The sequence below is a fragment of the Pseudomonas sp. DVZ6 genome, assembly GCF_024259445.1.
In the GTDB taxonomy this organism is placed as follows: domain Bacteria; phylum Pseudomonadota; class Gammaproteobacteria; order Pseudomonadales; family Pseudomonadaceae; genus Aquipseudomonas; species Aquipseudomonas peradeniyensis.
In genome coordinates this window covers 1-13,005 of record NZ_JANCLM010000021.1, presented here as the reverse complement: position 1 = coordinate 13,005, position 13,005 = coordinate 1, and the positions used below count along the sequence as shown (strand labels likewise).

16 protein-coding genes are annotated in these 13,005 nt (G+C 66.3%); 9 read left to right on the top strand and 7 right to left on the bottom strand.

The window, feature by feature from the left end:
* Positions 1-57: 57 nt before the first annotated feature.
* The 4 genes from NMG10_RS13840 to NMG10_RS13825 all read left to right on the top strand — a co-directional run bounded on the left by NMG10_RS13840 (position 58) and on the right by NMG10_RS13825 (position 3,121).
* Entirely contained in the window at positions 58-1,092 is a 1,035-nt protein-coding gene (locus NMG10_RS13840; protein ID WP_254464541.1) for an acyltransferase, read from the top strand.
* A gap of 57 nt (positions 1,093-1,149) precedes the next feature.
* Entirely contained in the window at positions 1,150-1,734 is a 585-nt protein-coding gene (nfuA, locus tag NMG10_RS13835) for a Fe-S biogenesis protein NfuA (RefSeq protein WP_023630602.1), read from the top strand.
* A 295-nt stretch (positions 1,735-2,029) separates the two neighbouring features.
* On the top strand, positions 2,030-2,638 hold the full coding sequence (locus tag NMG10_RS13830; protein WP_203646248.1) for an SCO family protein: 609 nt from the start codon (positions 2,030-2,032) through the stop codon (positions 2,636-2,638).
* Positions 2,639-3,121 carry a copper chaperone PCu(A)C gene (locus NMG10_RS13825; protein ID WP_234563032.1) on the top strand — a complete coding sequence of 161 codons (483 nt, stop codon included), beginning with the start codon at positions 2,639-2,641 and terminating at the stop codon, positions 3,119-3,121.
* A gap of 123 nt (positions 3,122-3,244) precedes the next feature.
* On the opposite strand, the gene NMG10_RS13820 is transcribed toward NMG10_RS13825, so the two are convergent.
* The gene (locus NMG10_RS13820; protein WP_023630605.1) at positions 3,245-3,472 is read right to left on the bottom strand and encodes a hypothetical protein; all 228 of its coding nucleotides are present in this window, start codon (positions 3,470-3,472) and stop codon (positions 3,245-3,247) included.
* A 15-nt stretch (positions 3,473-3,487) separates the two neighbouring features.
* Positions 3,488-4,639, bottom strand: coding sequence for an MFS transporter (locus tag NMG10_RS13815; protein WP_203646250.1), 1,152 nt, complete (start codon positions 4,637-4,639; stop codon positions 3,488-3,490).
* 108 nt (positions 4,640-4,747) lie between these two features.
* Here NMG10_RS13815 and NMG10_RS13810 point away from each other — a divergent pair, with 108 nt between their 5' ends.
* Positions 4,748-5,557, top strand: a complete 810-nt coding sequence (locus tag NMG10_RS13810; RefSeq protein ID WP_254464540.1) for a helix-turn-helix domain-containing protein — start codon at positions 4,748-4,750, stop codon at positions 5,555-5,557.
* Here the strand turns inward: NMG10_RS13810 and NMG10_RS13805 are convergent.
* From NMG10_RS13805 to NMG10_RS13785, 5 genes are all read right to left on the bottom strand, one after another.
* Complete coding sequence (locus NMG10_RS13805) at positions 5,517-6,350, bottom strand: AraC family transcriptional regulator (protein ID WP_203646252.1); 834 nt, start codon at positions 6,348-6,350, stop codon at positions 5,517-5,519. The genes NMG10_RS13810 and NMG10_RS13805 overlap by 41 nt on opposite strands.
* The gene (locus tag NMG10_RS13800; RefSeq protein WP_062574311.1) at positions 6,347-6,661 is read right to left on the bottom strand and encodes an AzlD domain-containing protein; all 315 of its coding nucleotides are present in this window, start codon (positions 6,659-6,661) and stop codon (positions 6,347-6,349) included. The genes NMG10_RS13805 and NMG10_RS13800 overlap by 4 nt, the downstream gene beginning before the upstream one ends.
* Positions 6,658-7,356, bottom strand: coding sequence for an AzlC family ABC transporter permease (locus tag NMG10_RS13795; protein WP_203646253.1), 699 nt, complete (start codon positions 7,354-7,356; stop codon positions 6,658-6,660). Before NMG10_RS13795 ends, NMG10_RS13800 begins: the two co-directional genes overlap by 4 nt.
* 103 nt (positions 7,357-7,459) lie before the next feature.
* A complete protein-coding gene (locus NMG10_RS13790) occupies positions 7,460-8,281 on the bottom strand; it encodes an aldo/keto reductase (protein WP_254464539.1) in 822 nt (273 codons plus the stop codon).
* Complete coding sequence (locus tag NMG10_RS13785) at positions 8,269-9,174, bottom strand: LysR family transcriptional regulator (protein WP_254464538.1); 906 nt, start codon at positions 9,172-9,174, stop codon at positions 8,269-8,271. Before NMG10_RS13785 ends, NMG10_RS13790 begins: the two co-directional genes overlap by 13 nt.
* A gap of 120 nt (positions 9,175-9,294) precedes the next feature.
* Between NMG10_RS13785 and NMG10_RS13780 the strand changes: the two genes are divergently transcribed.
* The 4 genes from NMG10_RS13780 to NMG10_RS13765 form a co-directional block, all read left to right on the top strand.
* On the top strand, positions 9,295-9,993 hold the full coding sequence (locus NMG10_RS13780) for a CoA transferase subunit A (protein ID WP_050705130.1): 699 nt from the start codon (positions 9,295-9,297) through the stop codon (positions 9,991-9,993).
* Between the two features lie 35 nt (positions 9,994-10,028).
* Positions 10,029-10,685, top strand: a complete 657-nt coding sequence (locus NMG10_RS13775) for a CoA transferase subunit B (RefSeq protein ID WP_050705131.1) — start codon at positions 10,029-10,031, stop codon at positions 10,683-10,685.
* A gap of 191 nt (positions 10,686-10,876) precedes the next feature.
* Positions 10,877-12,295 (top strand): short-chain fatty acid transporter, encoded by a 1,419-nt coding sequence (locus NMG10_RS13770; RefSeq protein ID WP_062360297.1) that lies wholly within the window; start codon positions 10,877-10,879, stop codon positions 12,293-12,295.
* A gap of 206 nt (positions 12,296-12,501) precedes the next feature.
* Positions 12,502-13,005 (top strand): POTRA domain-containing protein (locus NMG10_RS13765; RefSeq protein WP_274235417.1); only part of this gene is annotated, 504 nt, incomplete at its 3' end.

Genomic DNA, 13,005 nt, shown 5'->3' with positions numbered 1-13,005 from the left:
GCGATGACATAGCCTGATTGCCGAAGCCTCAACGCACCGGTCAACGCAGGGTTTTTCATGCTGTATTCGCTTCAGGCTCTCCGGGCATTCGCCGCCTGGGTGGTGGTCTGCCACCACTTCATGCAGATCTTCTTCGACTTCCACGCCACCGGCCCCCTCGGCCAACTGCTCGCCGACCGCGGCGCGGTGGGGGTGGACATCTTCTTCGTCATCAGTGGCCTGGTGATCTACCTCTCGACCCGCGACAAGGACATCGCGCCCGCACAGTTCCTGCTCAACCGCGCCCTGCGCATCGTGCCCGCCTACTGGTTCTATACCCTGCTGATGGCAGCGCTGATGCTGGTCGCCAGCCGCTGGATGCCGCACCAGGTGTTCGAATGGCAGCACCTGCTGCTGTCGCTGTTGTTCATCCCTGCGGAGAATCCGGGTGGCTACGGCTTGTATCCGACCCTCAATGTCGGCTGGACGCTGAACTTCGAGATGTTCTTCTACCTGTTGTTCGGCCTGGCGTTCCTGGTGCGCCAGCGCCACCACCTGCTGTTGGTGACGGCGGCGCTGCTGCTGGTCAGCGAGGTACTGGGCCGCCTCGGCGTGCTCAGCCGCTTCTACAGCAACGACATCGTCTACGAGTTCCTGCTGGGCATTGGCCTGGGCGTGCTGTACCGCCGCGGGCTGATTCGCCAGGGCTTGTGGCTGCCGCTGGGGCTGCTCGGCGTGGCGGGGTATGCGCTGTATCACCTGGACGCCTCGCAGCGCCTCCTGCACTGGGGCCTGCCCAGCGCCCTGGTGGTGCTGGCGTTCATCGCCCTGGAGCCATTCTTCAAGGGTAACCGGGTGCTCAAGGCGCTGGGGGATTGCTCCTATTCGGTCTACCTGGTGCATGTGCTGGTGCTGTATGGCGGCCTGTTCGCCAGCGAACGCCTGCGCCTGAATCCGTACCTGGTGTTCGCCTTGTGCGTGCCGTCAATCGGACTAATGTCGTGGCTCAGCTACCACTGGCTGGAGCGTGGCCTATACGGGCGGCTCAAGGCCGGATTCGCGGGGCGTGGCGCCCAGGAGCCTGCGCTGGCGCTATCCCGAGTCAAATGCTAGGACTTTGTTCGAGGGCCGGGTTGGCGTACACTGCCGGCAAGTCTGTGAGGAACTTCCATGAGCGCTATAACCATTACCGACGCCGCCCATGATTACCTGGCCGATCTGCTCTCCAAGCAGAACACGCCTGGCATCGGCATCCGTATCTTCATCACCCAGCCGGGCACCACCTACGCCGAGACCTGCATCGCCTACTGCAAGCCGGGCGAGGAGAAACCCGACGACCAGCCGGTTGGCCTGAAGAGCTTCACCGCCTACCTCGACGCAGTCAGCGTGCCGTTCCTCGAGGACGCGCTGGTCGACTACGCCACCGACCGCATGGGCGGCCAGCTGACCATCAAGGCGCCGAACGCCAAGGTGCCGATGGTCAACGAAGACAGCCCGATCAACGAGCGTATCAACTACTACCTGCAGACCGAGATCAACCCGGGCCTGGCCAGCCACGGCGGCGCCGTGAGCCTGGTGGACGTGGTCGACGACGGCATCGCCGTGCTGCAGTTCGGCGGCGGCTGCCAGGGCTGCGGCCAGGCCGACGTGACGCTGAAGGAAGGCATCGAGCGCACCCTGCTCGAACGCATTCCGGAGCTCAAGGGCGTGCGTGACGTGACCGACCACAGCCAGAAGGAAAACGCGTACTACTGATCGCCAGTGGTGACGCCATCGCGGGGCAAGCCCGCTCCCACGCCTGGGCCATGCCTGGATCAATGCGTGGGAGCGGGCTTGCCCCGCGATGTTTTCAGGTGTTGTGCATTGATCCCTAGCAACAAAGTGTTACGGATTCAACCCCTGCGACAACCGGTCGCGCCCCGTAAACAAAGGGCTGCAGCCTGGTCGGCCGGATATCGGGTGGATGGTGCAGGGGTGGCGTGACAGAATGCCCCGGTTTTCTGGCCGGCCCATCCCAGGGGTCGGCACCTTCCCTGTAAAGGATGGTTCCATGAATGATCTGTTGACCCGGCGCGCGGTTGTCGCCGGGATGGGCGTACTGGGGCTTGGCCTGCTGGCGGGTTGCAACCCGGCCCGGGGCCTGGACTTCAAGTACGGCAAGAACATGAGCAACGAGATCCTCGGGCGCAAGTTCAAGCTCAAGGACACTCAAGGCAACGAGCGCACCCTGTCGAGTTTCTACGGCTCGATGCCGATGATCTTCTTCGGCTTCACTCAGTGCCCGGCCGTCTGCCCGACCGCCATGGCGCGCGTGGCGCAGATCCGCAAGATCCTGCGCGGCCGTGACCGTGACCTGTTCCAGCCGGTGTTCATCACCCTGGATCCGGAGCGCGACAGCCCCGAGATACTCGATGCCTACGTCAAGGCCTTCGACCCGTCGATCGTTGCCCTGACCGGTACCCCCGAGGAAATCGCCGAGGTGGCCCGGGAATTCAAGGTGTTCTACGAAAAGGTCCCGGCCGGCGACACCTACACTGTCTCTCACTCGTCCACCAGCTACGTCTACGACACACGTGGCACCCTGCGCCTGAGCCTGGGCCATTCCCTGAACGCCAAGGAATGTGCCGAGGACCTGGTCACCCTGATGGAGATCTGCTGAATGTCGATGCAACCGATCAAACGCGGTCTGGCCGCCCTGGCCCTGCTGGGCATGACCCTGCCGGCGTTCGCCCAGACCACCGTGAGCGACGCCTGGGTGCGCGCCAGCGTACCGCACCAGCAATCGACCGGCGCCTTCATGACCCTGACTGCCAGCAGCGACAGCAAGCTGGTGAGCGTCGCCTCACCCGTGGCCAAGGACGTGCAGGTGCATGAGATGGTCATGAACGGCGATGTGATGAAGATGGGGCCTGTCGATGCCATCGCGCTGCCGGCGGGCAAGCCCGTCAAGCTGGACCCCAATGGCTACCACGTGATGTTGATGGGCCTGAACCAGCAGGTGAAGGAAGGCGAGCAGGTGCCGCTGACCCTGACCATCATCGATGCCAAGGGCGCCAAGGAAACCCTGCAGGTACAGGCACCGGTGCGCGCGCTCAACGCCGAGGCCGGCGGTGGGCATGACCATATGCATATGAACCACTGATCGTGGATCGGGGGCGCTTTGCGCCCGTTCGCGGCACAAGGCCGCTCCTACAGAGGAAATCGCAGTCCCCTGTAGGAGCGGCCTTGTGCCGCGAACGGGCTGCAAAGCAGCCCCAGCGGCCCGTCAGCTACGAAAACGTGGCAACGGCCGTTCGATGTTCAGCGAGGTCAGGGTCTTGCGCACCTGTGCATCCTCGGCCTCCAGCGCCTTCAGGCTGGCGCGGATCTTCCCGGCGGCGGGCACATCGCCCTGGCGGTCGATCCAGTCGGCGATCTCCTTGCAGGCGCTGCTCAGGCAGGCCTGGCGCTGGCTCATCAGCGACAGGAGCGTGGTGATTTCTCGTTCGGACATGACGCGATCCTCCATTCAGCCCCTTGAGTGTAGCAGCGCCCGGCCAGGCTGCTCGTAGCCGATGGCCAGTGCCCAGCCCGCCAGCGCACAGACAAACAGCGTCGCCCCCATAGCCTGGCAGGCACCCGCCAGCAGCAGTCCCGCGCCAATCTGCAGGTAGTAGAACAAGCCGAACAACGCGCCCGCCGTGCCACGGCAGTCGGCGTAGTCGACCAGCGCCGAGCCCAGCACCAGCGGAATCGCCATGGCGAAGGCGAACATCACCAGGGCCATGGCCAGCACCGTCCACAGGCTGTCGCCCAGCCCCAGCAGTGCCAGCGCCGCCAGTAGGTCGAGCAGGCACGCCAGGCGCAGCAGGCGCGCCGTGGCCACCCCGCGCTGCAACAGTCGTGCATTGAGTCGCGCGCCCAGCAGCGAGCCGAGCGCCAGCGCCGCGCCGGAGTAGCCCATCCACGGGCTGGCGCCGAGGCGCTCGAAAACAAACGGCGCCAGGCTGTACCAGCTGAACACGCTGATGTTGAACACTGCCACCAGGGCGCTGGCCAGCAGCACGCGACGGTCGCGCAGCAGGCGTCGCAGCACCTGGCCGAGCGCGGGCGTCGCCTGCGCGGCGGGGCGCGTCTCGGGCAGGCCGCGCCAGGTCCAGGCGAGCAGCAGCGCGGCCATCAGCAACTGGCCGGCGAGTACACCGTGATAGCCGAACAGCCGGTCCAGCCAGGCGCCGCTGATCAGCCCGAGCGCCGGGCTGAGCGCCAGGCATACGCCGATCAACGAGAACACCCGGGCCAGTTCAGGGCCGGCGTGGCGATCGCGCAGGATGGTCTGGGTGACCACGGAGCCCACCGCCGCCGCGAAGGCCGCCACGATCCGCGCCAGCAGCAGTTGGCTGAAGTCGACCGCCAGCAGCGCCGCCAGTGCTGCGGTGGTATAGAGCGACAGGCCGGCAAGCATGGCCGGGCGCCGCCCCCACAGGTCGCAGGCACGCCCCCAGGCCAGCACGCCGACGGCAAACGCGACGAAGTACAGCGACAGGGTCAGCGAAGCCTGGGCAGCGCTGACGGCGAATGCTTCGGCCAAGGAGACCAGGGCAGGGCTGTAGAGGGTTTCGGCGACTTGCGGAAACATCAGCAGGGCGGTGGCCAGGGCCAGCCAGGAACGGGAAAGCATGGGAGTGAACGCCTTGCAGCACAAACGGGCGCTCATGGTAGGGACGTTGTGCCGTGAGCTATTATCGCGATTCCGTTGCTCTATCGTTGAAATCGGACAATTACAGCCATGGCCTGGTTAGCCCCCGACACCCAGTTCGACCCCGATGCTTTCGACGCGCCGGTACTGGGCATCTGCTCGGCTCTGGGCGACCACGACTCGGGGCGCCACCGCCATGGCCGCGGCCAGGTGCTGTTCACCCGCCAGGGCTGCGTGCGCATCCAGACGCCCGGACGCCTGTGCCTGCTGCCACCGACCCAGGCTGCGTGGATTCCGGCGGGGCTGGAGCATCGGGCGCGCATGCGCGAAACGGTAGACTACCGCTCGCTGTATTTCAGCGCCGTGCTCAACGTGGAGCTGCCCGACGACGTGACGATCATCAGCGTCAACCCGTTGCTGCGCGAACTGCTCGAACGCATTGCCCAGGCGCCGTTCGACACGGCCTGGGACCGAGGTGACCAGGTGCACCTGCTGGCGCTGTGTCTGGGCGAATTGCGCCTGGCGCCGCGCCAGCCGATGTTCCTGCCACTGCCAGGCGATCGCCGCCTGGTTGGGCTGGTCGAGCGGCTCGAGCGCCTGCCGCCAGCGCTGGGTGAACTGGCGCGGCAGGTTGGCGCCAGCGAGAAGACCATCAGCCGCCTGCTGCGCCGGGATACCGGCATGTCCTATCAGCAATGGCGCCAGCAGTGGCGGTTGTTGCGGGCAATGGAACAGCTGGCGTTGCAGCGGCCGCTGGGCGCCATCGCCGACGACCTGGGCTTCGCCAGCGACAGTGCCTTCATTGCGTTCTTTCGCGGCATGACCGGCATCACGCCAGGCGCCTGGAACCGGGGCGCAGCTACAGGCCCAGACAGGCCTGGCGATAGGCCCCCGGCGTAACCCCATAGGCCTGCTTGAACTGGCGGCTGAGGTGGCTCTGGTCGGCGAAGCCCAGGGTGACGGCGACCTCCAGTGCCGGCAGGCCGCTGCGCAACAGCTCGCGGGCGCGGGCCAGGCGGCGCTGCTTGAGCCAGGCGTGGGGCGGCAGGCCGGTGGCCTGGCGGAACACCCGGGCGAAGTGGAACGGCGACAGGTTCACCGCCGCCGCCAGGGTTTCCAGCGAGGGCGGCTCGACCAGCCGGCTCTCCAGCAGCTCGCGGGCACGGGCCACGGCCAGCGGCTCGTTGCCGGGGGCGGCGGGCTCGGCGCAGTGGCCGTGGCGCTGCACCAGCGCCAGCACCGCTTGGCGCCAGGCGGTCTGTTGCTCCAGGGCGCTGGCGCAGGATTCGGACAACTGGTGCAGATGGCTGAAAGCGGCGGCCAGGGCCGGGTCCTGGATCACGCTGTCCTTGAACCGGGGCAGGCCGTGGCGGCCCAGCTCCAGTTCGTCGAGCACGCCGGTGACCCGCTCGTGTTCGGGGTAGAAGCCACGGTAGCGCCAGCCGGCCTCGTGGGCGGTGGCACCGGTGTGCAGCTCGTCGGGATTGATCAGCACCATGCTGCCCACCGGCGCCAGGTGCTCGCTGCCGCGGTGCCAGAAACGCTGGGCGCCGGATTCGATCACGGTGAACACGTAGCCTTCGTGCACATGCGGGGCGAAGCGCTGCTGGATGTAGCGGGCGTGCAGCATCTCGACGTCGCCGAGGGCGGGCGCCTGCCACAGGTGGGCCTGTTCGCGCAGGGGCGTGGTCATGCCAGCCAGCTGCGCAGGAGGAAGAAGATCAGCATGCTCGCCAGCATGCTCAGCAACACGCTGCGGGTCAACAGCACCAGGGCGATCGCCACCAGCGAACCAAGCAGGTAAGGGTTCAGCGGGCTCAGCTCGAGCTGGTGGCCGGGCAGGAAGATGATCGGCCCGCAGATCGCGGTGAGCATGCCGGGCACGGCGAAGCCGAGGAACTGCCGCGCATTGGAGCTCAGGCGCAGCGGCAGGCGCGGTTCAAGGAAGGCGTAGCGGTTGAGGAACACCACCGCGCCCATGGCGACGATCAGCAGCCAGATCATGAGCGGCCTCCGGAGAATTTCTGGCAGATAAAGCCAGCGGCCATGCCCAGCAAGCCTGCCACCACCAGGGCAGTTTCCCAGTGCCAGTAGCTGAACAGCACCGAGCAGAACAGCGACACCGCCACGCACACCACGGTCGGCAGGTTGCGCACCAGCGGCGCGATCAGCGCGACGAAGGTGGCGACGATGGAGAAGTCCAGGCCCAGCTGGTCCAGGTGCGGGATGTTCTGGCCGAGGACGATGCCGGCCAGGGTGAACAGGTTCCAGGCCACATAGAAGGTCAGGCCGACGCCCAGGGCGTACCAGCGGTTGAACTGCTGCTGGTCGTGGTGGCTGGTCAGGGCGAAGAACTCGTCGGTGAGCAGAAAGCCCAGGCCCAGGCGCCAGCGGGTCGGCAAGCCGGACATCACCGGGCGCATGGACAACCCGTAGAGCAGGTGCTGCGAGGTCAGCAGCAGGGTGGTGAGCAGGATCGACAGCAGGTTGGCGCCGCCCTTGAGCATGCCGATGGCCACCAGCTGCGCGGCGCCGGCGAAGACGATGGCCGACAGGCCCTGGCCTTGCCAGGCGCTGAGGTTGGCCTCGATGGCCATGGAGCCTGCCAGCAGGCCCCAGGGCGCGACGGCCAGGGACAGCGGCAGGATGGCGATGGCACCGTGAAGGAAGGCATTGCGGGCGAGCGGTGGGCTGGACATGGGAACGACAACGAATCGACAGGGCAGGCCAGCATGACAGAGCGGCGCGGGGGCGGCTTGAACGATCTTGCTTTGTTGTCGATCATGCCGGCCCCTGAGGGGGTCAGACCATTGCCAGGCGCTGCTTGCGGGTCGGCGCGGGGAAGGCCTGGTCGATGGCCCGCAGGTCTGCTTCGCTCAATATCAGCCCTGCCGCCGCCGCGTTCAGGCGCACATGCTCCGGGTAGGTGGCCTTGGGAATGGCGATCACGCCCTCCTGGCGCGTGACCCAGGCCAGGCTCACCTGGGCCGGCGTGGCGCCATGGCGTGCGGCGATATCGCCCAGCACGGGATGTCGCAGCAGGCGCCCGGCCTGGGCCAGCGGGCAGTAGGCCATGGTCGGCAGGCCCTGCTGCTGGCTCCAGGGCAGCAGGTCGAACTCGATGCCGCGCTCGGCCGGGTTGTACAGCACCTGGTTGGTGGCGCAGGCGGGGTTGTCGAGCTCGCGCAGGTCGTCGAGGTCGAAGTTGGACACGCCCCAGCGGCGGATCTTGCCCTGCTCGATGAGGCGCTCGAAGGCCTCGACGGTCTCCTCCAGCGGATACTGGCCGCGCCAGTGCAGCAGGTACAGGTCGATGCAGTCGGTGCCCAGGCGCTCGAGGCTGCGTTCGCAGGCGGCCGGCACACCGCGCCGGCTGGCATTGTGCGGATAGACCTTGCTGACCAAAAACACCTGGTCGCGGCGCCCGGCGATGGCCTGGCCGACCACGCGCTCGGCACCGCCCTCGGCGTACATCTCGGCGGTGTCGATCAGACCCAGGCCCAGTTCGATACCCTGTTGCAGCGCCGCCACTTCAGCACTCCTGCACCCAGGATCCTCGCCCATGTACCAGGTGCCCTGGCCGATGGCCGGAACGCGGGAGCCCGCCAGATTCACGTAACGCATGTCACCTCCTGTGGATGGGTATGGGTCAGCAGTACATCGAGCAGCGCCTCGGCGGCCTTGGACAGTTTGTGATCGCTCAGGGCGATCACGCCGATGCGCCGCTCCACGGTCGGTTCGACCAACGGCACGCAGCGGGCGCCGAGCTCCTGCATCTGGCCGCTGCACAGCGCCGGCACCGCGCTGACCCCCAGGCCGCTGGCGACCATGCGACCGATGGTCGACAGCTGGTGGCTCTCGAACGCCACCGCCAGCTTGCCATGGTTGGCGGCCAGGTGCTGCTCCAGCAGCAGGCGCACCGCGGAAGGCCGTTGCAGAGCGATGAAATCCTCGGCCAGCAGCTGCGGCCAGCGCACCTGGGGCTGGCGGGCGAGGGGCGAGTCGGCGGGCACCACCGCGACGAAACGGTCCAGGTACAGCGGATGGAAGCGCAGCGCCTCGCTGCTCTCGGGCTCGAAGCCGATGCCCAGTTCGACGCGGCGGTGGCGCACCAGTTCCAGCACCTGCTCGTTGATCACATCGTGCACGGTGACGTTGACCTTGGGGTAGCGCTGGCGGAACACCTTGAGCGACTGCGGCAGCAGGTTGCCGGCAAAGGCCGGCATGGCCGCCACCGAGACCCGCCCCAGCTGCAGGGTAAAACGCTGGCGCAGCATCTCCTCGGTGTCGTCCCAGTCGGCCAGCAGGCGCCGGGCCAGGGGCAGCAGCACTTCGCCCTCGGGGGTCAGGCTGACGCTGCGGGTAGTGCGGGTGAGCAGGGCGCCGCCGAGGTTGTCCTCCAGCGCCTTGATGGTCAGGCTCAGGGCCGGTTGCGAGACGTGCAGGTGCTCGCCGGCCTGGGCGAAGCTCTGGTACTTGGCCACGGTGATGAAGGCGCGCAGTTGCTTGACGTTCATGAGGGACGGGCCCTTTGTTTTGTAAAAGTTATCAATCGATGACGAAAACAAAATTAACAAATCAGTCGACTACAGTGAAGATGACCGTACGGTTCCAACAACTACAAAAGGCGACTGAGCATGGCCGGACTGGACAAGCGTGTAGCAACTTATGAAGAGGCCCTGGCGGGCCTGACCGACGACATGACCGTGCTGGCCGGCGGCTTTGGCCTGTGCGGCATCCCCGAGAACCTCATCGCCGAGATCAAGCGCCGCGGCGTCAAGGGCCTGACCGTGGTCTCGAACAACTGCGGCGTCGATGGCTTCGGCCTGGGCGTGCTGCTCGAAGACCGGCAGATCCGCAAGATGGTCGCCTCCTATGTCGGCGAGAACGCCGAGTTCGAACGCCAGCTGCTCAGCGGCGAACTGGAAGTGGAACTCACCCCGCAAGGCACCCTGGCCGAGAAGATGCGTGCCGGCGGCGCCGGCATCCCGGCCTTCTTCACCGCCACCGGCTACGGCACCCCGGTCGCCGAAGGCAAGGAAGTGCGCGAGTTCAACGGTCGCAAGTACATCCTCGAAGCGTCCATCACCGGCGACTTTGCCATCGTCAAGGGCTGGAAGGCCGACCACTACGGCAACGTGGTGTACCGCAACACTGCGCAGAACTTCAACCCGCTGGCCGCCACCGCCGGCAAGATCACTGTGGTCGAGGTCGAGGAGATCGTCGAGCCCGGCGTGCTGCTGCCCAGCGAGATCCACACCCCGGGCATCTATGTCGACCGGGTCATCGTCGGCACCTTCGAGAAGCGCATCGAAAAGCGCACCGTCAAGGCCTGAGCGCCGCCCTCAAGAACAACAAAGAGATCCTGACCATGGCATTGACCCGCGAACAAATGGCGCAACGCGTCGCCCGTGAACTGAAGGACGGCTACTACGTCAACCTCGGCATCGGCATCCCCACCCTGGTGGCCAACTACGTACCCGAAGGCATGGAAGTGATGCTGCAGTCGGAGAACGGCCTGCTGGGCATGGGCGAGTTCCCCACCGAGGCCACCATCGACGCCGACATGATCAACGCCGGCAAGCAGACCGTCACCGCCCGCCGTGGCGCGTCGATCTTCGATTCGGCGCAATCCTTCGCCATGATCCGTGGCGGCCATGTCGACCTTACCGTGCTCGGCGCCTTCGAGGTGGACGTGCAAGGCAACATCGCCTCGTGGATGATCCCCGGCAAGCTGGTCAAGGGCATGGGCGGCGCCATGGACCTGGTGGCCGGTGCCGACAACATCATCGTCACCATGACCCACGCCTCCAAGGATGGCGAATCCAAGCTGCTGCCCAAGTGCAGCCTGCCGCTGACCGGTGCCGGCTGCATCCGCAAGGTGCTCACCGACCTGGCCTACCTGGAGATCGAAAACGGTGCCTTCATCCTGCGCGAGACCGCCCCGGGCGTGAGCGTCGAGGAAATCATCGAGAAGACCGCCGGCAAGCTGATCGTGGCGGACGATGTAAAGGAAATGACGTTCTAATCACCCGCACCGCCCCCCTGTAGGAGCGGCCTTGTGCCGCGAAAGGGCTGCAGAGCAGCCCCGCGATTTCGGCATCAGCGCTGAGATCGAGGGGCCGCTTCGCGGCCCTTTCGCGGCACAAGGCCGCTCCTACAGGGGTTTTGCAATACCTGATTAAAACTCCACCAATAAAACCAAAAAAGGAAAACATCGTGGCCGCTGATATCCAAGACAGCCGCTCCGCCCGCTTTGCCCTGCGCTGCTCCAACTGGGCCGAACGCTGGTTCCCCGACTCCTGGGTGTTCGCCGCCCTGGCGGTGATGCTGGTGTCCCTCGGCGCCCTGGCCATGGGCGGCAAGCCCACCGACACCGCCAAGGCCTTCGGTGATGGCTTCTGGAGCCTGATCCCGTTCACCATGCAGATGGCCTTCGTGGTCATCGGCGGCTATGTGGTGGCCAGTTCTCCGCCCGCCGCCCGGTTGATCGACCGCCTGGCGCGGCTGCCGAAGAACGGCCGCTCGGCGGTGTGCTGGGTGGCGCTGATCTCGATGCTCGCGTCCTTGCTCAACTGGGGCCTGTCGCTGGTGTTCGGCGGCCTGCTGGTGCGCGCCCTGGCCCGGCGCAGCGACCTGAAGATGGACTACCGCGCCGCCGGCGCCGCCGCCTACCTGGGACTGGGCGCGGTGTGGGCGCTGGGCCTGTCGTCGTCGGCCGCGCAGCTGCAGGCCAACCCGGCCAGCCTGCCGCCGTCGATCCTGTCGATCACTGGGGTGATCCCGTTCACCGAGACCATCTTCCTCTGGCAGTCCGGGGTGATGCTCGCCGCGCTGGTGGTCGTCTCGCTGGTCGTGGCCTATGCCACCGCGCCCGGGCCGAACAGCGCCCGCAGCGCCCAGGACTGCGGCGTCGATCCGAGCTTCAGTGCGCCGCCTTCGCCACAGCGCACCCGCCCGGGCGAGTGGCTGGAGTACAGCCCGATCCTGATCCTGCTGCTGGTCGCCCTGGCCGCCGGCTGGCTGTACCAGGAGTTCGCCACCAAGCCGGCGATCACCGCGATCTCTGGCCTGAACACCTACAACCTGCTGTTCATCATGCTCGGTGCCTTGCTGCACTGGCGCCCGCGCAGCTTCCTCGACGCGGTGACCCGCGCCGTGCCGACCACCACCGGGGTGCTGATCCAGTTCCCGCTGTACGGCTCGATCGCCGCCATCCTCACCCAGGTCAAGGGCGCGGACGCCCAGACCCTGGCCCACCATATCTCGGTGTTCTTCACCCAGATCGCCACCCATGACACCTACGCGCTGCTGATGGGCGTGTACTCGGCGGTGCTCGGTTTCTTCATTCCGTCCGGCGGCGGCAAATGGATCATCGAGGCGCCCTACGTGATGCTGGTGGCCAACGACCTGCAGTATCACCTGGGCTGGGCGGTGCAGATCTACAACGCCGCCGAGGCGCTGCCGAACCTGATCAACCCGTTCTACATGCTGCCGCTGCTGGGGGTGCTGGGGCTCAAGGCGCGCGACCTGATCGGCTTCTCGTTCGTGCAGTTGCTGGTGCATGTGCCGCTGGTGCTGGTGCTGCTGTGGGCGCTGGGCACGACCTTGCAGTATGTGCCACCAGTGATGCCGTAAGGCCCAAGTCGTGGAGCTGCACGGCAGCTCCACGTGGTTCACGGCGACAGGGCGAAATTTTTTCTCTGTAGCGCAACAGCTCTATCTCAATGCTTTCATTCAATACGCAGAGCTGTGTTACAAAAAACTCAATGATAGCAAATTGACGCCAAAATGATGTCAAAATAGTATGCCCGCCACTTTGCACTGTTCACCAGGGATTGGTCATGGCGGGACGTCTAGTTTCAGGGCGCAAAACGGCCCTCTGTGCGCTTGTCGGCCTGCTGTGCTGCCCTGCGGCCTGGGCCGTTTCACCCGGCGACCAGGACCTGATCCGCGACCGCCAGGACCGTCTGCTCGAAGAGCAGCAGCGCCGCCTCGAAGAGCTGCGCAACCTGCCCGGCAAGGCCGCCGAACCCGGTGAGTCGCAACCGGCGTCCGACAGCCGCTGCTTCACCATCCACACCATCGAGCTCAAGGGCGCCGACAGCCTGTCCGCCGCCGACCGCGACCGCCTGCTCAAGCCCTTTATCGACCAGTGCCTGGGTGTCACCCAGCTCAATGCCTTGCTCAAGGCCATCACCGACCATTACCTGGGTCGCGGCCTGGTCACCAGCCGCGCCTACCTGCCGCAGCAGGACCTGTCCTCGGGCCATCTGCAGGTACTGGTGGTGGAAGGGCGCCTGGAAGGGTTGCGCCCGGACCCGGCCAGCGGCCTGAGCGACCGTGAG